The organism is Rhodohalobacter sulfatireducens, from assembly GCF_022012475.1.
Taxonomy (GTDB): Bacteria; Bacteroidota; Rhodothermia; order Balneolales; family Balneolaceae; genus Rhodohalobacter; species Rhodohalobacter sulfatireducens.
This window is the reverse complement of record NZ_JAKLWS010000004.1, coordinates 215,292-229,959: the sequence shown is the minus strand read 5'-3', so window position 1 is coordinate 229,959 and position 14,668 is coordinate 215,292. Positions and strand designations below refer to the sequence as shown.

Below are 14,668 nucleotides of genomic sequence, written 5' to 3'. Positions count from 1 at the left end.
GGCAGCGAATATGGGTGAGCAGAAACTATCAATTGCAAAAGATCCGGAATCACGGAAGTTATTCCTTAAGCATCTGTTACACGATGTTGAGGCAATTGACCAGATGCTTCAAAATAAGCAGATAGAATCGGGGGTGACCCGTATTGGTGCGGAACAGGAGTTTTGCCTGGTTGACAAGTATTTCAAACCCTCCATGAATGCTTTGACAATTTTAGAGAAGGTGGATGACCCCCATTTAACCCCCGAGCTTGCCAAATATAATCTTGAGTTTAATCTCGATCCAATAGAGTTAAGTGGTGATTGTTTTAGCCGGGTAGAAGCACAACTTAAAACTCTCCTGAATAAAGCTGAAGATGCAGCCAATACCCTGGAAGAAACCATTATACTAACAGGTATCTTGCCATCGATCGATTTCAGAGCTGTACAACTTGAGTACATGACACCCAAAAAGCGTTATGAAGCGTTGGCAAATATTATTTCTGAATTGAGAGGTGGAGAGTTTGAGTTGAACATTACCGGCGTAGATGAATTAATACTTACTCACAGTAATATTCTGTTTGAAGCCTGCAATACCAGTTTTCAATGCCACTACCAGGTTGAACCGGATGACTTTACAGACATGTACAATTGGGCTCAGATGCTTTCCGGTCCCGTACTTTCGGTGGCGTGCAATTCCCCGCTTCTTTTTGGTAAACAGTTATGGGCAGAAACGCGAATTCCTCTTTTTCAACAGAGTATTGATACGCGTGGTAAGGGATATCATCTGAGAGAAAGGGAACAACGCGTAACGTTCGGAAATCGCTGGATCCGAAGCGTATCGGATGTATATAAGAATGATATTGCCCGGCATACATTATTATTTTTGACGGACATTGAGAGTGATTCACTTGAAACCCTGAATAACGGTGAAATCCCAAAGCTAAAAGCTCTGCAGCTTCATAACGGTACCATTTATAAATGGAACCGTCCCTGTTACGGGGTTTTGGATGGCACTCCTCATCTTCGGATTGAAAACCGATACCTGCCGTCCGGACCTACTGTAGAGGATGAAATAGCAGATTTTGCCTTCTGGGTTGGGTTGATGAGTAACCTGCCTGACAAGTATCGGAATATTTGGAATCGCATTAATTTTGACGAGGTAAAGGAAAATTTCTACAAAGCCGCTATGTGGGGAATCCAAAGCGGAATGATATGGGATGGTAAATTGATGTCGGCCAGGAGGCTCATTCTGGAGATGCTCATTCCAATGGCTCGCGAAGGCCTCGAGAAGAAGGGAGTAGATAAGAAGGATATTGATAAAAATCTGGATATTATTGAGGCCCGTGCAGAAAATTATGCAACCGGTTCACGATGGATTGTAGACAGCTACCGAAACCTTCGGAAAACGATGGAACGAGACGAAGCCACGGTAGCACTCACCGCTATCATGCATAATCGCAGATCTTCTGATAAACCGGTTCACGAGTGGGAATTAGCCGGTGAGAGTGAGGGCGCAGATTTTGAAATACAATATGATCTGGTTAGTAATATTATGACGACCAATCTTGTTACCGTCACAGAAAATGATATTGCAGAGTTGGTTTTAAAAGTTATGGATTGGAGAGATATTAACCATCTTCCTGTAGAGGACAGCCGCGGAAAATTGAAAGGAATCATTACAAAAAATCGCTTGGTTCATTATCTTAACAATCCAGAAAAAGATGGCCTTGCCACGGCGTCTGATGTGATGGAGAAGGATCCCATTACCATAGGCCCGAATGAAGATATAAAATATGCCATGCTGTTGATGATTGATAAGAATATCAGCTGTCTTCCTGTAGTTGAAAAAGATGTGCTCGTAGGAATTATTACAGATAAGGATACACAGGATATCTGGAATAAGATGAAGAAACACTCGGATGCAAAAGACTAAAACAAAAAACAAAGAGCCAAAAAAAATTAAGCGGATACGATGGGCGAAAACTGGGTATCAAGAGGGGCCTGTAATCGTTTTTTTTGTGGGCATCCACGGGAATGAGCCGGCAGGTATTCATGCAGTAGATCATGTTGCTCAACAACTTTCAGGTCATGAGATAAACGGTTCTGCCTATGCAATAACCGGGAATATTGAAGCAGTAAAGCTAGGTGTACGTTTTCTTGATACCGACCTGAATCGATTATGGGAGAGGTTTAATACAAACCAGGATTTTTCTATACGAAAAGCAGAAAACCGACCGGTTGAGTACGTCGAAAGCCTGGAAATTAAAAAAGCGATCGATCATATCATTGAGAAGCATTCAGGGTCTGCCAGTGAGTTTATATTTATTGACCTGCATACCACATCCTCGCAAAGCTGTGCTTTTATCCTTTTGAACGACACCCTGCCGAACAGAAACCTGGCACGTGAGTTCCCGGTACCTCAAATTTTAGGGATTGAAGAGAATATAAAGGGAACACTTCTAAGCTACATCAACAACCTGGGATTTAAAGCCATTGGGTTTGAGGCGGGGGCACACCGGGCAATAGAATCAGTGGAAAGATGCCAGGCATTTATATGGCTGGTCCTACATCGTTTAGGGCTTCACAGGCTAACCGAAAAGAAGGTTTTGCTAAATGAGGATATTTTAAGAAACAGCAACGGTGTTCCCGATACCTATTACGAAGTGATCCACCATAAAATCGTTGAAGACCCAAAAAAGTTTGAGATGATATCAGGATTTAAAAATTTTAATCAGGTGGAAAAAGAGACCCCGCTGGCCTATGAAAATGATCAATTGATTAAAGCCCCTGTATCGGGCCGAATCTTTATGCCATTATACCAGAAAGTTGGACATGATGGATTCTTAATCGTCCGCGAGGTGCCACAATTCTGGCTGACACTCTCGGGTGTTTTACGGCAAAGCTTTTTTCACGATTTGCTGAAATATCTGCCGGGTGTAAGCAAATTAAGTGATAATAGTTTTGAGGTCGATACCAATACAGCACGTTTCCTGGTTAAAGATATTTTTCACCTGTTGGGATACCGGGTTACGCAAAAAGATGAAAATACGTTAATATGTTACCGGCGTTAGTGGTGCTGAGTCATCGGATGACCCCGACGCTTCGGGGCGATGAATTAAAAAGTAAATTTAAGTCAGTTTTTAAACCTGAATGTTAGATTACCGATTTGTAGATGGAACCCGGCTTACCTCAGTGATTGAGGCTCTCATTTTTTCCAGTCCCGAACCGATATCATGGGAAAAGTTATCGGACATCATAAAAGAGAGTGAGGAAGAGCTGGAGTTGGATCAGAAAGTCATTCAAAAAATTGTGGATCAGTTGAATACCCGGTTTGAGGAGAACGATCTGTCTTTCCGTATTGAAGAAACAGGGGGTGGTTATACGTTTATCACTCAGCCGAGGTATCACCCGTGGCTTAGTATTTTTCAACATGAGAACGCTTATCGAAAATTGTCTCAACCCGCTATCGAAACACTGGCCATTGTAGCCTACCGGCAACCGATTACCAAACCGGAAGTGGATGGAATTCGGGGCGTGGATTCAGGATATATTCTTCGGCAGCTGTTGGAGAAAATGTTGGTTAAAGTTTCTGGTCGAGCAGATTCACCCGGGAAACCATTGCTCTACAAAACGACTACATATTTTTTGAAACATTTTGGTATTAATTCTGTCGATGAACTTCCAAAACCGCGAGAGATTGACGAAATTTTAAAAGATGATGACATGGCTGAACATCGCCGCTTGCTGATGGAACGGCAGATGGAGCTTGAAGATGAAGAGGCAAGGGAACTGTTTGAAGATTTTGCAGAAGAGATGGATGAAAAGAACGAAAACGGGAAAGAGGAAGACGATTCAAAAGAGGAGCCCGAATCCTGAAGGTATTTAATTTCTACCAATACAACATGAACCAAAAATAAACGATGATGAAAAAGCACGCTTTTATACTATTCGCAATCGCTCTGTGTTCGCTGACGTTAATCGGCAGTATGCAGGTAACCGATGAACTCACCGGCGCATGGAACTATCAAGTTGAACAAACAGCACCCCAATACAGCAAAGGTCAAATTGTATTTGAACAGGGAGAAGATGAAGAATACTCCGGTAAAATAGTTTTTGAATCGGGCCGTGTAATCTCTTTGAGTTCCGTGACTGTTGAAGCAGATACGGTAACCTTCAAAGCATATGTTGATGGCGGCTTGGTTACCACAGTTTGCACACTTGAAGAAGATGAGATGTCCGGTACAGTTCGAACGCCGGAAGGCATGCTGCCATTTTCTGCTACGAAGGAATAACAAAATTTATCCATTCGAATACCCGTCTGGCCACTCCGAGAGATCAGGCGGGTTCAAATTTCAAATGTAAAACGGCTCGCCTGAGCCGTTAAATTACCCATGTGATATCGATTTGAGTGAGCAGTTTAACGTATCGAGACTTGCCGATTCGCTTTTATTAGTTTTTGCAGTCAAGAAGGGATAGCGGAGCAGCCTGATTAACCATTTCAGAACAGAGCTTGGAGATGAGATTTAATTTTATAGCTTCCCGGTTCTGGCGGACTAAATTTATTGGTGCAACAAATTTCTTTGATTAGTGTGTAAATAGTGTGTATTTTTATACACACTCAAAATGAATTTGTTTAATATTTTGTCAGAAAAAAGTTTTGCTGCTTCCATTCTATGGGATAAACTCGGGATAGGAATCTCTGGAATTTGCGCTATTCATTGCCTTTTGGTTCCCGTGTTAATTGCCATTCTTCCTTTGTGGGAGTTTACAACGATTATGCATGACTGGATGCACCCCGTTTTTATCATGCTGATTTTACCCACTGTTTATTATGCTTCTCGCAGAAGTCATTTCGATAAAAAAATTACCGGCCTCTTAACAGGTGGCTTAATATTGTTACTGATCGGGTGGAGTTTCGGCCATTACTGGATCGGGCTTCTTTTTGAAACAGTGTTTACGGTTGCGGGAAGTTTCGCTTTAATTGCCGGTCATTGGTTCAACTACAGGCACCATCAAACATGCAATATAGATAAGCATAATCATCATCCCAGTACAGAAGAGGAAATGCATAAATATCATGAAACGTCTTAATTTTACACTCGACAATTCTACTGTAGATCTTCTTGGGGAACTCGCTGAGAAGTTTTATGATGGCAACAAATCACAGACGGTTCGAGCCGCGCTGGAGAGCCTTGCTTCTCACCAGGGTCACGATGGATGGGTTATTACCGGATACACCCCTCTTCGGGTTAATCACCACGTGAATTGCCATACTTGCGGCACGGAACAAGACGAAGGAAAGGTTCTGTTTAAACCGGTTTTTGAGAGGGGGAATAGTCCAAAAGCTATTCAGCATATACCAAGTGAGGAGTGGGTCGAGTGTCCTTCCTGTGTTGAGAAGGCGTAATATATTTCTATCCGGGTATCAGTTTTATTACAGCTCAGTGTCTTTGGTAGTCATGATTTCAAAAAAAATTTGTCGAAGAACGGAGTCGGTCTTGACTAAAACAATGGGTCATTCCGCAGGATTTTTAGTAGTAGTTGATACAGATCTTTGTTACGGTTGTTAAACCGAAATTCACATTCCTTGACGTGGTATTTGAGTGTTGATGAGTGCATACCTTTAAATTTAGCTAACCTAGATTTGGCATTTCCCCAAAAACTCTCAATTCGATTTATTTTCATTCGTTGGTGGTTTTCACTACCTATGCTATTTTCCTTTAAAAAGAATTGCTTACCGGTTTCAAAATCGATAACTAAATCGTAACCAGTCTTTTGGAGATCTTCATTTTTTAGTGTGTTATCGGGGTTCCAAGCCACCTCTTTAGGGATCGTTTCTGTATAAATTTGCCCGTCCATTTCACGAATTAGAACACAAAGGGAATCAAAATTTGAGGTATCAAGGCAAGAAATATTTACTTCCGTCAGTGGCGAGATGGCACTAGAATAGGTAAGAATTTTTTTCCGAATTTCCGTTAAGTATCGGTTTACTGTGTTCCTGTTCAACCCGATTAACTCAGTTATTTGAATAGCCGTTAAATCGAGTGAGAAATATCGAATTAACTGCCTGAATTTTGCTTCACTAATTTTTGAACGATTTACATACTTATTTTTCATTGATAAATATATACTTAGTGCATTTTCAGTTTTACGAAATAGTCATGCCCAATTTTTGAAGTTGTTGTAACCCATAACTTTTTTCATCAACCTAGTGAATAATACTTTTTGTTTAGATTAAGTCTAAATAAACTTAGCCAACTATTTAAAAACAGTTTAGCTCAATCGCAACAGAAAGTTTATGCGTTCATTTTGTCTCATCAGTTTTTTGATGATCATCTTTTCAAAAAGTGCGGATGCCCAGGTAATCCGGGGAATTGTAGTAGACAGCAGTAAGCAACCCATTGAAGATGTTCATCTTCTGGCTGAAGAATTCGGCCAAACTATTATTACAGGAGGTGACGGGTCATTTCAAATTGATCTTAATGGCGACCTTGGCTCAAATGGGTTAGTTACACTGGTAGCGTCAAGAGTAGGCTATGAACCCAAAAAGATAAAATTAAAACTCAATGAATTAGATAACAGTGTACTCACTGTAGAAATGAAAGACTATGTATATGAATCTGAAACAGTTGTTGTTACTGCCACCCGAACTCGTCGTGATATAGAAGAAGTCACCATTCCTGTTACTGTAGTGACCGGTCGCCAGATTCAAAATTCAGGAAGTGTTAGACTGGATGACATTTTGGGGGAGCAGACAGGTTTACAGATTGTGAATGACCACGGTTCCGGCATCCAGGTACAGGGTTTTGCATCCGATTATACTCTCATCATGATTGACGGTAATCCGGTAATTGGACGAACGGCAGGAACTCTGGACCTGTCGAGAATTTCAGTAAGAAATGTGAAACAGATTGAGATTGTAAAAGGTCCCTCATCTGCACTATGGGGCAGTGATGCACTGGCCGGTGTTATTAATATCATTACAGAAAATTCCGTTGAGCCGGTTTCGGCAGCTTTCACAACACGGTATGGCGAGAATAGTAATCTTGATCTGAGTGCTGACCTCAGTATTAAGAGAGATCGTTGGAATAATAAGCTATTTGTCAACAGAAATAGTTCTGCAGGCTATAGCCTGAATCCGAATTCCATTTCCCAAACTGTACCTGAGTTTTCTAACTACACGTTCAGTTATAATACGGAGTTTGGACTTTCAGACAGGTTGAAATTCGATGCATCAGCGAGATATTTTACAGAAACTCAGAATAATCTCAGTTCTATTTCCTCTTCGGAGGGCGACCAGCAAATCTTGAACTCTGATGCATCACAGGAAGATTTTGTAGCCAATCCGAGGTTTATATACACGCTTTTCGACCGTTTGAACGTGGAACTCGGTTGGATGACAAGTTTTTATAAAACAGTATCCGATTTAGAGTTTCGGGATTCCGGTGAAACGTATGAATACACAGAATTCAATCAATATTACAACAAGCCGGAACTTCAGGTGACCTATCGCTTGACTGATCAGCACCATTCAGTTTTTGGGACGGGATTGGTTTTAGAAGACCTCGATGCGGAGCGATATCCAGGTCAGCCGGATTTCATTACCAATTTTGTGTACCTGCAGCATAGCTGGATTCCATCGCAAAAGTTGGAAGTTACCGGTGGTTTTCGGTTTGATGGACACAGTGAATACAGCTCACAAATCAGCCCAAAATTTTCTGCACGCTACAATCATACTGACCGTATTCAATTGCGCGGCTCCATCGGAAGAGGGTTCAAAGCGCCCGAATTTCGTCAGCTTTTCCTGAATTTTAATAACTCAACCGCGGGTTACAGTGTATTCGGATCAAGTACGGTTCGTGAGGGAATTGAGCGACTTCAAAACGAGGGAAATATCGATCAGGTATTAATCCCGATTACAAGTTTGGAGGAGATCAAAGCCGAGTCTTCATGGGCTGCCAATTTGGGTGCAGATGTTGATCTGACCGACAGAATCCGATGGCGCGTTAATCTGTTCAGAAATAATGTAAAGGACCTGATTGAAACAGCTCCAATCGCCCGAAAAACCAACGGTCAGTCTGTATTCTCCTACTTCAACCTGCATGATGTATATACGCAGGGAATCGAAACCGAACTGAGATGGACAGTGAATTCAAATATTCAGGCATCAGTCGGGTATCAATTCCTTGATGCCAAGCGCTTATTTGAAGAAGAACGAACCGTTCAAGATAACCAGGGAGAAATTGTAACACGCACCTTTTCATCCTATGAGCCGATGTTCAACCGGTCCAGACACTCCGGCAACGTGAAACTTTTCTATGACAATGCCGCCGGATGGGGAGGAACCATTCGCGGAATGTATCGGGGAGAATATGGGCTTTACGACAGCAATGGAAACGGGTTTGTAAACAGCAGCGAATTTGAACCCTCACACATGGTTTGGAATATGTCCGTGTCCAAAGAACTCTTTAAGGATTATAATCTCCAGCTTGGAGTAGATAATCTTTTCAATCACAGAAACATTAATACCCCAAATCTTCCCGGACGCATTTGGTATATGGAGGCGTCTGCTAGGTTCTAAAAGATTTTAAGAAAAAATCAACATCAAATCACTAATACCAAATAAGTTAACATTCAAATGATTGAACATTACATATCCAACAAAACAATAACTTTTCTGCCACTCTTGGCATTGGTAAGTTTATTTTTCTTTAGTTCATGCAGCGATAGCGGAAACGGACCTGAAGAACTGCAATCAGAGATACAGGCAGAAACGGTAATGGATCTTCATGCACCATCTTTGCGGGATAATCCAGATGCACGATTTGTTCTCTTCAGCTTCAGATCGGGTCAGACAGTTGACATCGCTGATTCAGCTTCTACAAGCTGGGACGTTGGGTTCCGTGGCACAGAGATTATCTTAAACTCAGGAATCAGTGGACCGGGTGAAGCCGGCTTGGTTCGACTTGATGTTGCTTTTGACCAGGTAACGATTGCCCCGTCGGAAGGTTACGAAGCAGATGGTGAGACATTGGCCATGGCTGATTGGTACACGTACACTGGAATGAACGAACCGATGCGTGCTGTTTTTCCGAATGAGAATGAAACGTATGTTCTCCGGACAGCTGATGGTAATCACTATGTGAAGTTCGACATTATCTCTTACTACAAAGGGAATCCGGATACTTCAACAGAAGCATTTGCAAACCTTCAAAGAAGACCCGCATCCCCCTTCTACACATTTGACTATGTAATTCAACTTGAAGAAGGATTACGAGATTTGCAATAGTTGAACGAAATACAAATTCAATTCTGCTCTGTTACACCCACAATTCCGGAAGTAAAAAAGCAGGTTCTATTTATTAATTAATAATCAACAAACCGATGAATACAACTCTTGAGGATATTTCAAAAGGCAGTGAATTAAAAGAACAATGGCATCAGCTAAAAGCGGAAAACCCAAAATTGCGAACAAAAAATGCAGCTGATGAGCTTGGCGTTTCTGAATCTGAATTAGTGGCTTGTATTTGTGATGGTGAAACTGTTGTTCGTTTGACTGAAGACTGGGAAGGAATCATCAAAGAAGTGGAAACCCTGGGTAAAGTGATGGCTTTGACGCGAAATGAATCGGCCGTTCACGAGAAGCATGGGACCTATCAAAATATCTCATTTGAAGGCCATGCAGGATTGGTTCTGGATGAAAACATCGATCTCCGGGTTTTTCATAATCGATGGAGTTTTGGATTTGCCGTTCCGGTTGAAAATCCCAGGGGCACTCTCAACAGCTTACAATTTTTTGATGAAGCCGGGACAGCGGTCCACAAGATATACCTGATGGATGAAGAACGAGTTGGCAAATACAACAAGCTTGTGGAAAAATTCAGGTCTGATGATCAAACAAATGAGATCCGGGTCAAAGATTCCATTAAAGAGAAAAAAACGGTTTCGATAGATGAGATCGATACTGATGAGTTTCTTCAAAAATGGTCGGAGTTAAAGGATACGCACGACTTTTTTCCGCTCCTTCGGACGTTCAAAGCTGGCAGAACAGATGCATTACGATTAGCTGAAGGTAGATTTACATGGAAAATTTCAAATAATGCTACTCGAAAAATGTTAGAATTGTCGTCTGAAAATGAAGTGCCGATAATGGTGTTTGTCAGCAGCCCCGGGATGATTCAAATTCACAGCGGACCGGTTAATCGGATCAAAGTGATGGATCATTGGCTGAATGTTCTTGATCCCGATTTTAACCTGCACCTGCGGGAGGATCATATCGCAGAATCTTGGATTGTTGAGAAACCAACAGAGGATGGTATTGTCACAGCGCTTGAAATATATGATGAAGAGCACAATGCAATTGCTACATTTTTTGGTGCCCGAAAGCCCGGTAAACCCGAGCTTGAGCCCTGGAGAGAAATTACTAATCAACTCAAGCTTATGGAGGTTGGAGTATGATGAAATTTAAAATAAAATCATCGCCTGTCGAATTTTGTGGAGAAGCTACAAAATTAGATATGAATTTTGTGAAATCGACAACCGAGTGGAAATTCTTTCCGTCCGACGGGTTCGTTATAAAGGCTTTTGCTCTTCTTATTATGTTATTTGCAACAATTCTGCCGGCAAACGCACAACAAACGTACACAGGCTCGGATGGTGTAGAAGTGACAATTGATGATCTATCTCGAGTGGTTTCGATCGGAAGTGCGATAACGGAGACGATTTATGCTATCGGTGCTGAAGACCATCTTATTGCCGTGGATGAGTCGAGTACGTTTCCCGGAGAAACTGAAAATCTTACCAAAGTCCCATTTACACGAAATCTGTCGGCAGAGGGACTTCTGTCTGTTTCACCAAGTGTGATACTGGCAAGTGCAGCCGCCGGACCGCCGACTGTCGTAAACCAGGTTCGCGGGGCCGGTATTCCACTGCTAAAACTAACTGCTGATGAAACCGTTCAAGCTGCATTTGAGCGAACCCGCCAGCTGGGACAGATATTTGAAAATGAAGAAGCAGCCGAGCAGTTAATACAAAATATGAAAGCTGACCTGGATATTGCAGCCAATGCGAGAAGTCGCGTTGCTGAGAAACCAACCGTTCTTTTTATCTACGCCCGCGGTGCCAATATGCTTATGGTTGCAGGAAATGGAACATCCGCCAAAACCATGATTGAGCTGGCAGGTGGTGAAAATGCTTTCAATTCATTTGAAGGATACAAACCGCTTACGGCCGAAGCAGTGGTTGAAGCAAATCCGGATGTGATTTTGATGATGAATTCCGGAATCCAAAGTGTTGGCGGCAAAGAGGGAGTCTTGCAGACTCCCGGAGTCAGTCTGACAAAAGCGGCAAAAAAAGAGAGGATCTATTCTATGGATGGCGCATATCTTCTCAATTTTGGTCCGCGAGTTGGAGAAGCGGTCCTGGATTTAATAGCAAAGTTTTATCCGGGAGTTGAACTAACGGAGAACCTTCAAGCGTCCGAAGGTCCTTGAAGCGTTTGTTTTCATGCAAGTTCAATTTGAGATGTGATGCAAATCTTGAAGGTTCCTCACCCCAACCACTCTCCCGCGGGAGAGGGGCGATGGGGAGAGGGCGAAAAAAGATGATGATCAATAAACCTGTAACAGACATAGTATGATAAAATCCCCCTTCGAGGGGGGAAAGAATCAACAAAGTTGATTCAGGGGGATGGCCAGGTCTCGGTCGATGAACACCCCTCACGCGACAAATCGCGGACTTCCTTCAAGGGGAGATTTTACATTAATCAATTCCCATCCAATATAAAATGAGCACAGTAACTCAATATCTTACAATCTGGAAATCGGCTCCGCGATTTCGCCTCTCCGTATGGGTGCTATCCGGGTTGTCCTTGTTATTGATCTGGATGATTGTGATATCCGTAGGGATTGGTGCAGTTTCGATATCGCCGATCCAGGTTTTGGCTATTGTTCTTGATCAGGTTGGAATTTCAACAAACGGGTCGTACGAGGCTGTACAACAGGCGATCTTAATAAATATTCGTCTTCCCCGGGTTTTTCTTGCCGTTATGGTAGGGGCGGCACTCGCTATTTCAGGTGCGGCGATGCAGGGTTTATTCAGAAATCCACTTGCGGATCCAGGGCTGATTGGTGTTTCGAGCGGAGCTGCACTGACCACAGCAATCGCTATAGTGATTCTGAGTACCATCACTTCTCCACTCATTGAATTCCTGGGATCAGCACTTCTTCCCATTGCTGCTTTTGTGGGTGGCATATCGGCTACCGTTGTAGTGTACCGGCTTTCAACAACAAACGGGAAAACAAATGTTGCTACAATGCTGCTGGCGGGGATTGCCATTAATGCCATGGCGGGTGCCATCCTTGGATTTATGATCTTTTTGTCAAATGACGATCAGCTGCGTGACCTCACATTTTGGACGCTCGGGAGTCTCGGTGGTGCCATGTGGAGTTCCGTCTGGGTTGTTCTCCCGTTTATACTTGCGGCTATCATATTTCTGCCGAGGTTGTCGAGAGGATTGAATGCAATTCTTCTTGGTGAATCCGAAGCTCGACACTTGGGTGTAAAGGTCGAAAGATTAAAAAAGATGATTGTCGTATTTGTAGGGTTAGCCGTGGGAGCAGCGGTTTCCGTAAGTGGAATGATTGGGTTTATAGGCCTCGTAGTTCCACATATTCTGCGACTCTGGATCGGCCCCGATCACCGGTTTTTAATACCGGGCTCGGCAATACTCGGTGGTTTACTGCTGCTTAGTTCCGATCTTTTAGCACGAACGATTGTCTCCCCCGCAGAACTGCCAATTGGTGTGATTACAGCCTCCATAGGCGCTCCGTTTTTTCTCTGGCTGCTTTTAAGAAACAAAGAATTCGGAGGGTATTTATGATGCTGAGTTGGTTGATAGTTGTTAGTGGTTAGTTGTTTTTAACAACAGACAACTGACCAAAAACAACACACAAAAATATGATTGAAGCAAAAAATATTACCGTTCAAATCGGCGATAAAAAACTGGTTCGGGATGTCTCTATGAATATCACACCCGGAAAATTTTCTGTTATTCTCGGGAAAAACGGTGCAGGAAAATCCACGTTTTTAAAGACACTTACCGGGGACATGAAAAAAACCTCTGGAGAGATTTTTGTTGAAGGCAGAAGATTGGAGTCCATTCAGTATCAGCATCTTGCCCAAAAACGTGCGGTGATGATGCAAAACGCTACTCTTGCTTTTTCATTCACCGCTCTTGAAGTGGTATTAATGGGCCGAACGCCCCATACACACGGTTTTGAAACACCAAGGGATCAAAAAATTTCGAGAGAGTGTATGAAACAGGTGGGCGTCGATCACCTTATGGATCGCAGTTTCCCAACCCTTTCAGGCGGAGAAAAACAGCGTGTTCAATTTGCCCGAATGCTGGCCCAGTTGTGGGATCGGATCGAAGAAAATAGTTCTTGCTGCCTAATGTTGGATGAACCACTATCAAGCCTCGATCTATCCAACCAGCACACGATTATGCATTTGGTAAAGTGCCTATCCCGAAAAAATGTAGCCGTTTTGATGATTTTGCACGATCTGAATCTTGCCGCCCAATACGCAGATGAGATCAACATTATGAAAGATGGAAGAACGTTTGCACTCGGAACTCCAAACGATGTCTTCAAACCCGAAATTATCGAGATGGCATTTGACTGCCCGGTGCATATTATGCAGCATCCGCACTATCAATGTCCGCTTGTAATTGCTGCCAAGAAAGAGGAGAAATCGTTTTTAAGTGCTGTGTAAAAAACTTCCGAAGTCTCTGTCTCTCCGGCTTTCCTTATTGACAGTTTTGAAGGTTTTTAATCTTAATAATGATCTGAAAGACTTCGGAAGTCTTTGGGCCTAGGCCCTTTAACTTCTCTAATTCTTTACTCATTTCTTGTTTTAATCAGCAAATTCAAGTATTTAAATGGAGTACTTGATTATGTAGTGCGATTGCTTGGCCGGATTCTCACTTTGAGCGAAAAGATAAAAAAGAGCATGAGTAACGACATAGCAAAACTGATTCGGGTCATTATAGTAGAGGATAACCAATATATTCGCGAGGGCTGGACCATGACCCTCGATGATGATCCCGACATCGTAGTTAAGAGAACATTTCGGGATTGTGAATCAGCCCTTCAATCAGAAGATATTAAGTGGTGCGACATTATTCTGCTGGATATTCAACTGCCGGGAATTTTGGGGACGGAAGGGGTTGAAAAGTTTTTAGAGATCAACCCGGGCCTGGCCATTGTCATGATTACGATCATGGAGGACTCGGAGCATATTTTTGAAGCGTTGCGCAATGGTGCGGTCGGCTACATGATTAAAAAGATCGAACCGGAGGAGCTGGTACAGGCTGTAAAAGATGCCTATGAAGGCGGCTCCCCCATGTCTCCCATGATTGCACGAAAGGTGATTTCGTCCCTGCAGTTATCACCAAAAGCAAAAAAACTGGAGATTAACGACCGCGAAACGGAAGTGCTGGATCTATTAGCAAACGGGCATTCGTACTCCGCCATCGGTAAAGAGCTGGATCTGACCGTAGACGGAGTGGGATACCACATTCGAAATATCTACCGGAAACTACAAGTGAACAGCAAAGCTGCCGCCGTGGCGAAGGGGATTAAGAATGGATTGATAAATATAACTTGAAGCTTAACTTTTAAAAATTTCA

At 42.7% G+C, this 14,668-nt stretch carries 14 protein-coding genes; 13 read left to right on the top strand and 1 reads right to left on the bottom strand.

All coding sequences use genetic code 11. From position 1 onward, the window contains the following. Positions 1 to 10 precede the first annotated feature (10 nt). From L6773_RS05440 to L6773_RS05415, 6 genes are all read left to right on the top strand, one after another. Positions 11 to 1,912 (top strand): CBS domain-containing protein, encoded by a 1,902-nt coding sequence (locus tag L6773_RS05440; protein WP_237852845.1) that lies wholly within the window; start codon positions 11 to 13, stop codon positions 1,910 to 1,912. Further along, positions 1,899 to 3,050, top strand: a complete 1,152-nt coding sequence (locus tag L6773_RS05435; protein ID WP_237852844.1) for a M14 family metallopeptidase — start codon at positions 1,899 to 1,901, stop codon at positions 3,048 to 3,050. Before L6773_RS05440 ends, L6773_RS05435 begins: the two co-directional genes overlap by 14 nt. 79 nt (positions 3,051 to 3,129) lie before the next feature. Next, entirely contained in the window at positions 3,130 to 3,855 is a 726-nt protein-coding gene (gene scpB, locus L6773_RS05430) for an SMC-Scp complex subunit ScpB (protein ID WP_237852843.1), read from the top strand. A 44-nt stretch (positions 3,856 to 3,899) separates the two neighbouring features. Next, a complete protein-coding gene (locus L6773_RS05425; protein ID WP_237852842.1) occupies positions 3,900 to 4,271 on the top strand; it encodes a hypothetical protein in 372 nt (123 codons plus the stop codon). 349 nt (positions 4,272 to 4,620) lie between these two features. Beyond that, the gene (locus L6773_RS05420; RefSeq protein ID WP_237852841.1) at positions 4,621 to 5,070 is read left to right on the top strand and encodes a MerC domain-containing protein; all 450 of its coding nucleotides are present in this window, start codon (positions 4,621 to 4,623) and stop codon (positions 5,068 to 5,070) included. Next, entirely contained in the window at positions 5,057 to 5,386 is a 330-nt protein-coding gene (locus tag L6773_RS05415; RefSeq protein WP_237852840.1) for a hypothetical protein, read from the top strand. The genes L6773_RS05420 and L6773_RS05415 overlap by 14 nt, the downstream gene beginning before the upstream one ends. Positions 5,387 to 5,481: 95 nt before the next feature. Here L6773_RS05415 and L6773_RS05410 read toward each other — a convergent pair whose 3' ends face one another. After that, entirely contained in the window at positions 5,482 to 6,096 is a 615-nt protein-coding gene (locus L6773_RS05410; protein WP_237852839.1) for an IS1595 family transposase, read from the bottom strand. A 181-nt stretch (positions 6,097 to 6,277) separates the two neighbouring features. Between L6773_RS05410 and L6773_RS05405 the strand changes: the two genes are divergently transcribed. The 7 genes from L6773_RS05405 to L6773_RS05375 all read left to right on the top strand — a co-directional run bounded on the left by L6773_RS05405 (position 6,278) and on the right by L6773_RS05375 (position 14,646). Beyond that, positions 6,278 to 8,560 (top strand): TonB-dependent receptor, encoded by a 2,283-nt coding sequence (locus tag L6773_RS05405; protein WP_237852838.1) that lies wholly within the window; start codon positions 6,278 to 6,280, stop codon positions 8,558 to 8,560. Between the two features lie 57 nt (positions 8,561 to 8,617). Then, positions 8,618 to 9,268 (top strand): HmuY family protein, encoded by a 651-nt coding sequence (locus L6773_RS05400; protein ID WP_237852837.1) that lies wholly within the window; start codon positions 8,618 to 8,620, stop codon positions 9,266 to 9,268. 95 nt (positions 9,269 to 9,363) lie between these two features. Next, positions 9,364 to 10,437 carry a hemin-degrading factor gene (locus tag L6773_RS05395; RefSeq protein ID WP_237852836.1) on the top strand — a complete coding sequence of 358 codons (1,074 nt, stop codon included), beginning with the start codon at positions 9,364 to 9,366 and terminating at the stop codon, positions 10,435 to 10,437. Positions 10,438 to 10,496: 59 nt separating this feature from the next. After that, the gene (locus L6773_RS05390) at positions 10,497 to 11,471 is read left to right on the top strand and encodes a heme/hemin ABC transporter substrate-binding protein (protein WP_237852835.1); all 975 of its coding nucleotides are present in this window, start codon (positions 10,497 to 10,499) and stop codon (positions 11,469 to 11,471) included. A 293-nt stretch (positions 11,472 to 11,764) separates the two neighbouring features. After that, a complete protein-coding gene (locus L6773_RS05385) occupies positions 11,765 to 12,859 on the top strand; it encodes a FecCD family ABC transporter permease (RefSeq protein ID WP_237852834.1) in 1,095 nt (364 codons plus the stop codon). 77 nt (positions 12,860 to 12,936) lie between these two features. Continuing rightward, positions 12,937 to 13,752, top strand: coding sequence for a heme ABC transporter ATP-binding protein (locus L6773_RS05380; RefSeq protein WP_237852833.1), 816 nt, complete (start codon positions 12,937 to 12,939; stop codon positions 13,750 to 13,752). 237 nt (positions 13,753 to 13,989) lie between these two features. Next, positions 13,990 to 14,646 carry a response regulator transcription factor gene (locus tag L6773_RS05375; protein WP_237852832.1) on the top strand — a complete coding sequence of 219 codons (657 nt, stop codon included), beginning with the start codon at positions 13,990 to 13,992 and terminating at the stop codon, positions 14,644 to 14,646. Positions 14,647 to 14,668: the final 22 nt, after the last annotated feature.

Bases quoted from the DNA above. Each gene is read 5' to 3' on its own strand.
- L6773_RS05440 (WP_237852845.1), top strand. From the start codon at position 11: ATGGGTGAGCAGAAACTATCAATTGCAAAAGATCCGGAATCACGGAAG.
- L6773_RS05435 (WP_237852844.1), top strand. From the start codon at position 1,899: ATGCAAAAGACTAAAACAAAAAACAAAGAGCCAAAAAAAATTAAGCGG.
- scpB (WP_237852843.1), top strand. From the start codon at position 3,130: ATGTTAGATTACCGATTTGTAGATGGAACCCGGCTTACCTCAGTGATT.
- L6773_RS05425 (WP_237852842.1), top strand. From the start codon at position 3,900: ATGATGAAAAAGCACGCTTTTATACTATTCGCAATCGCTCTGTGTTCG.
- L6773_RS05415 (WP_237852840.1), top strand. From the start codon at position 5,057: ATGAAACGTCTTAATTTTACACTCGACAATTCTACTGTAGATCTTCTT.
- L6773_RS05410 (WP_237852839.1), bottom strand. From the start codon at position 6,096: ATGAAAAATAAGTATGTAAATCGTTCAAAAATTAGTGAAGCAAAATTC.
- L6773_RS05405 (WP_237852838.1), top strand. From the start codon at position 6,278: ATGCGTTCATTTTGTCTCATCAGTTTTTTGATGATCATCTTTTCAAAA.
- L6773_RS05400 (WP_237852837.1), top strand. From the start codon at position 8,618: ATGATTGAACATTACATATCCAACAAAACAATAACTTTTCTGCCACTC.
- L6773_RS05395 (WP_237852836.1), top strand. From the start codon at position 9,364: ATGAATACAACTCTTGAGGATATTTCAAAAGGCAGTGAATTAAAAGAA.
- L6773_RS05390 (WP_237852835.1), top strand. From the start codon at position 10,497: ATGAATTTTGTGAAATCGACAACCGAGTGGAAATTCTTTCCGTCCGAC.
- L6773_RS05385 (WP_237852834.1), top strand. From the start codon at position 11,765: ATGAGCACAGTAACTCAATATCTTACAATCTGGAAATCGGCTCCGCGA.
- L6773_RS05380 (WP_237852833.1), top strand. From the start codon at position 12,937: ATGATTGAAGCAAAAAATATTACCGTTCAAATCGGCGATAAAAAACTG.
- L6773_RS05375 (WP_237852832.1), top strand. From the start codon at position 13,990: ATGAGTAACGACATAGCAAAACTGATTCGGGTCATTATAGTAGAGGAT.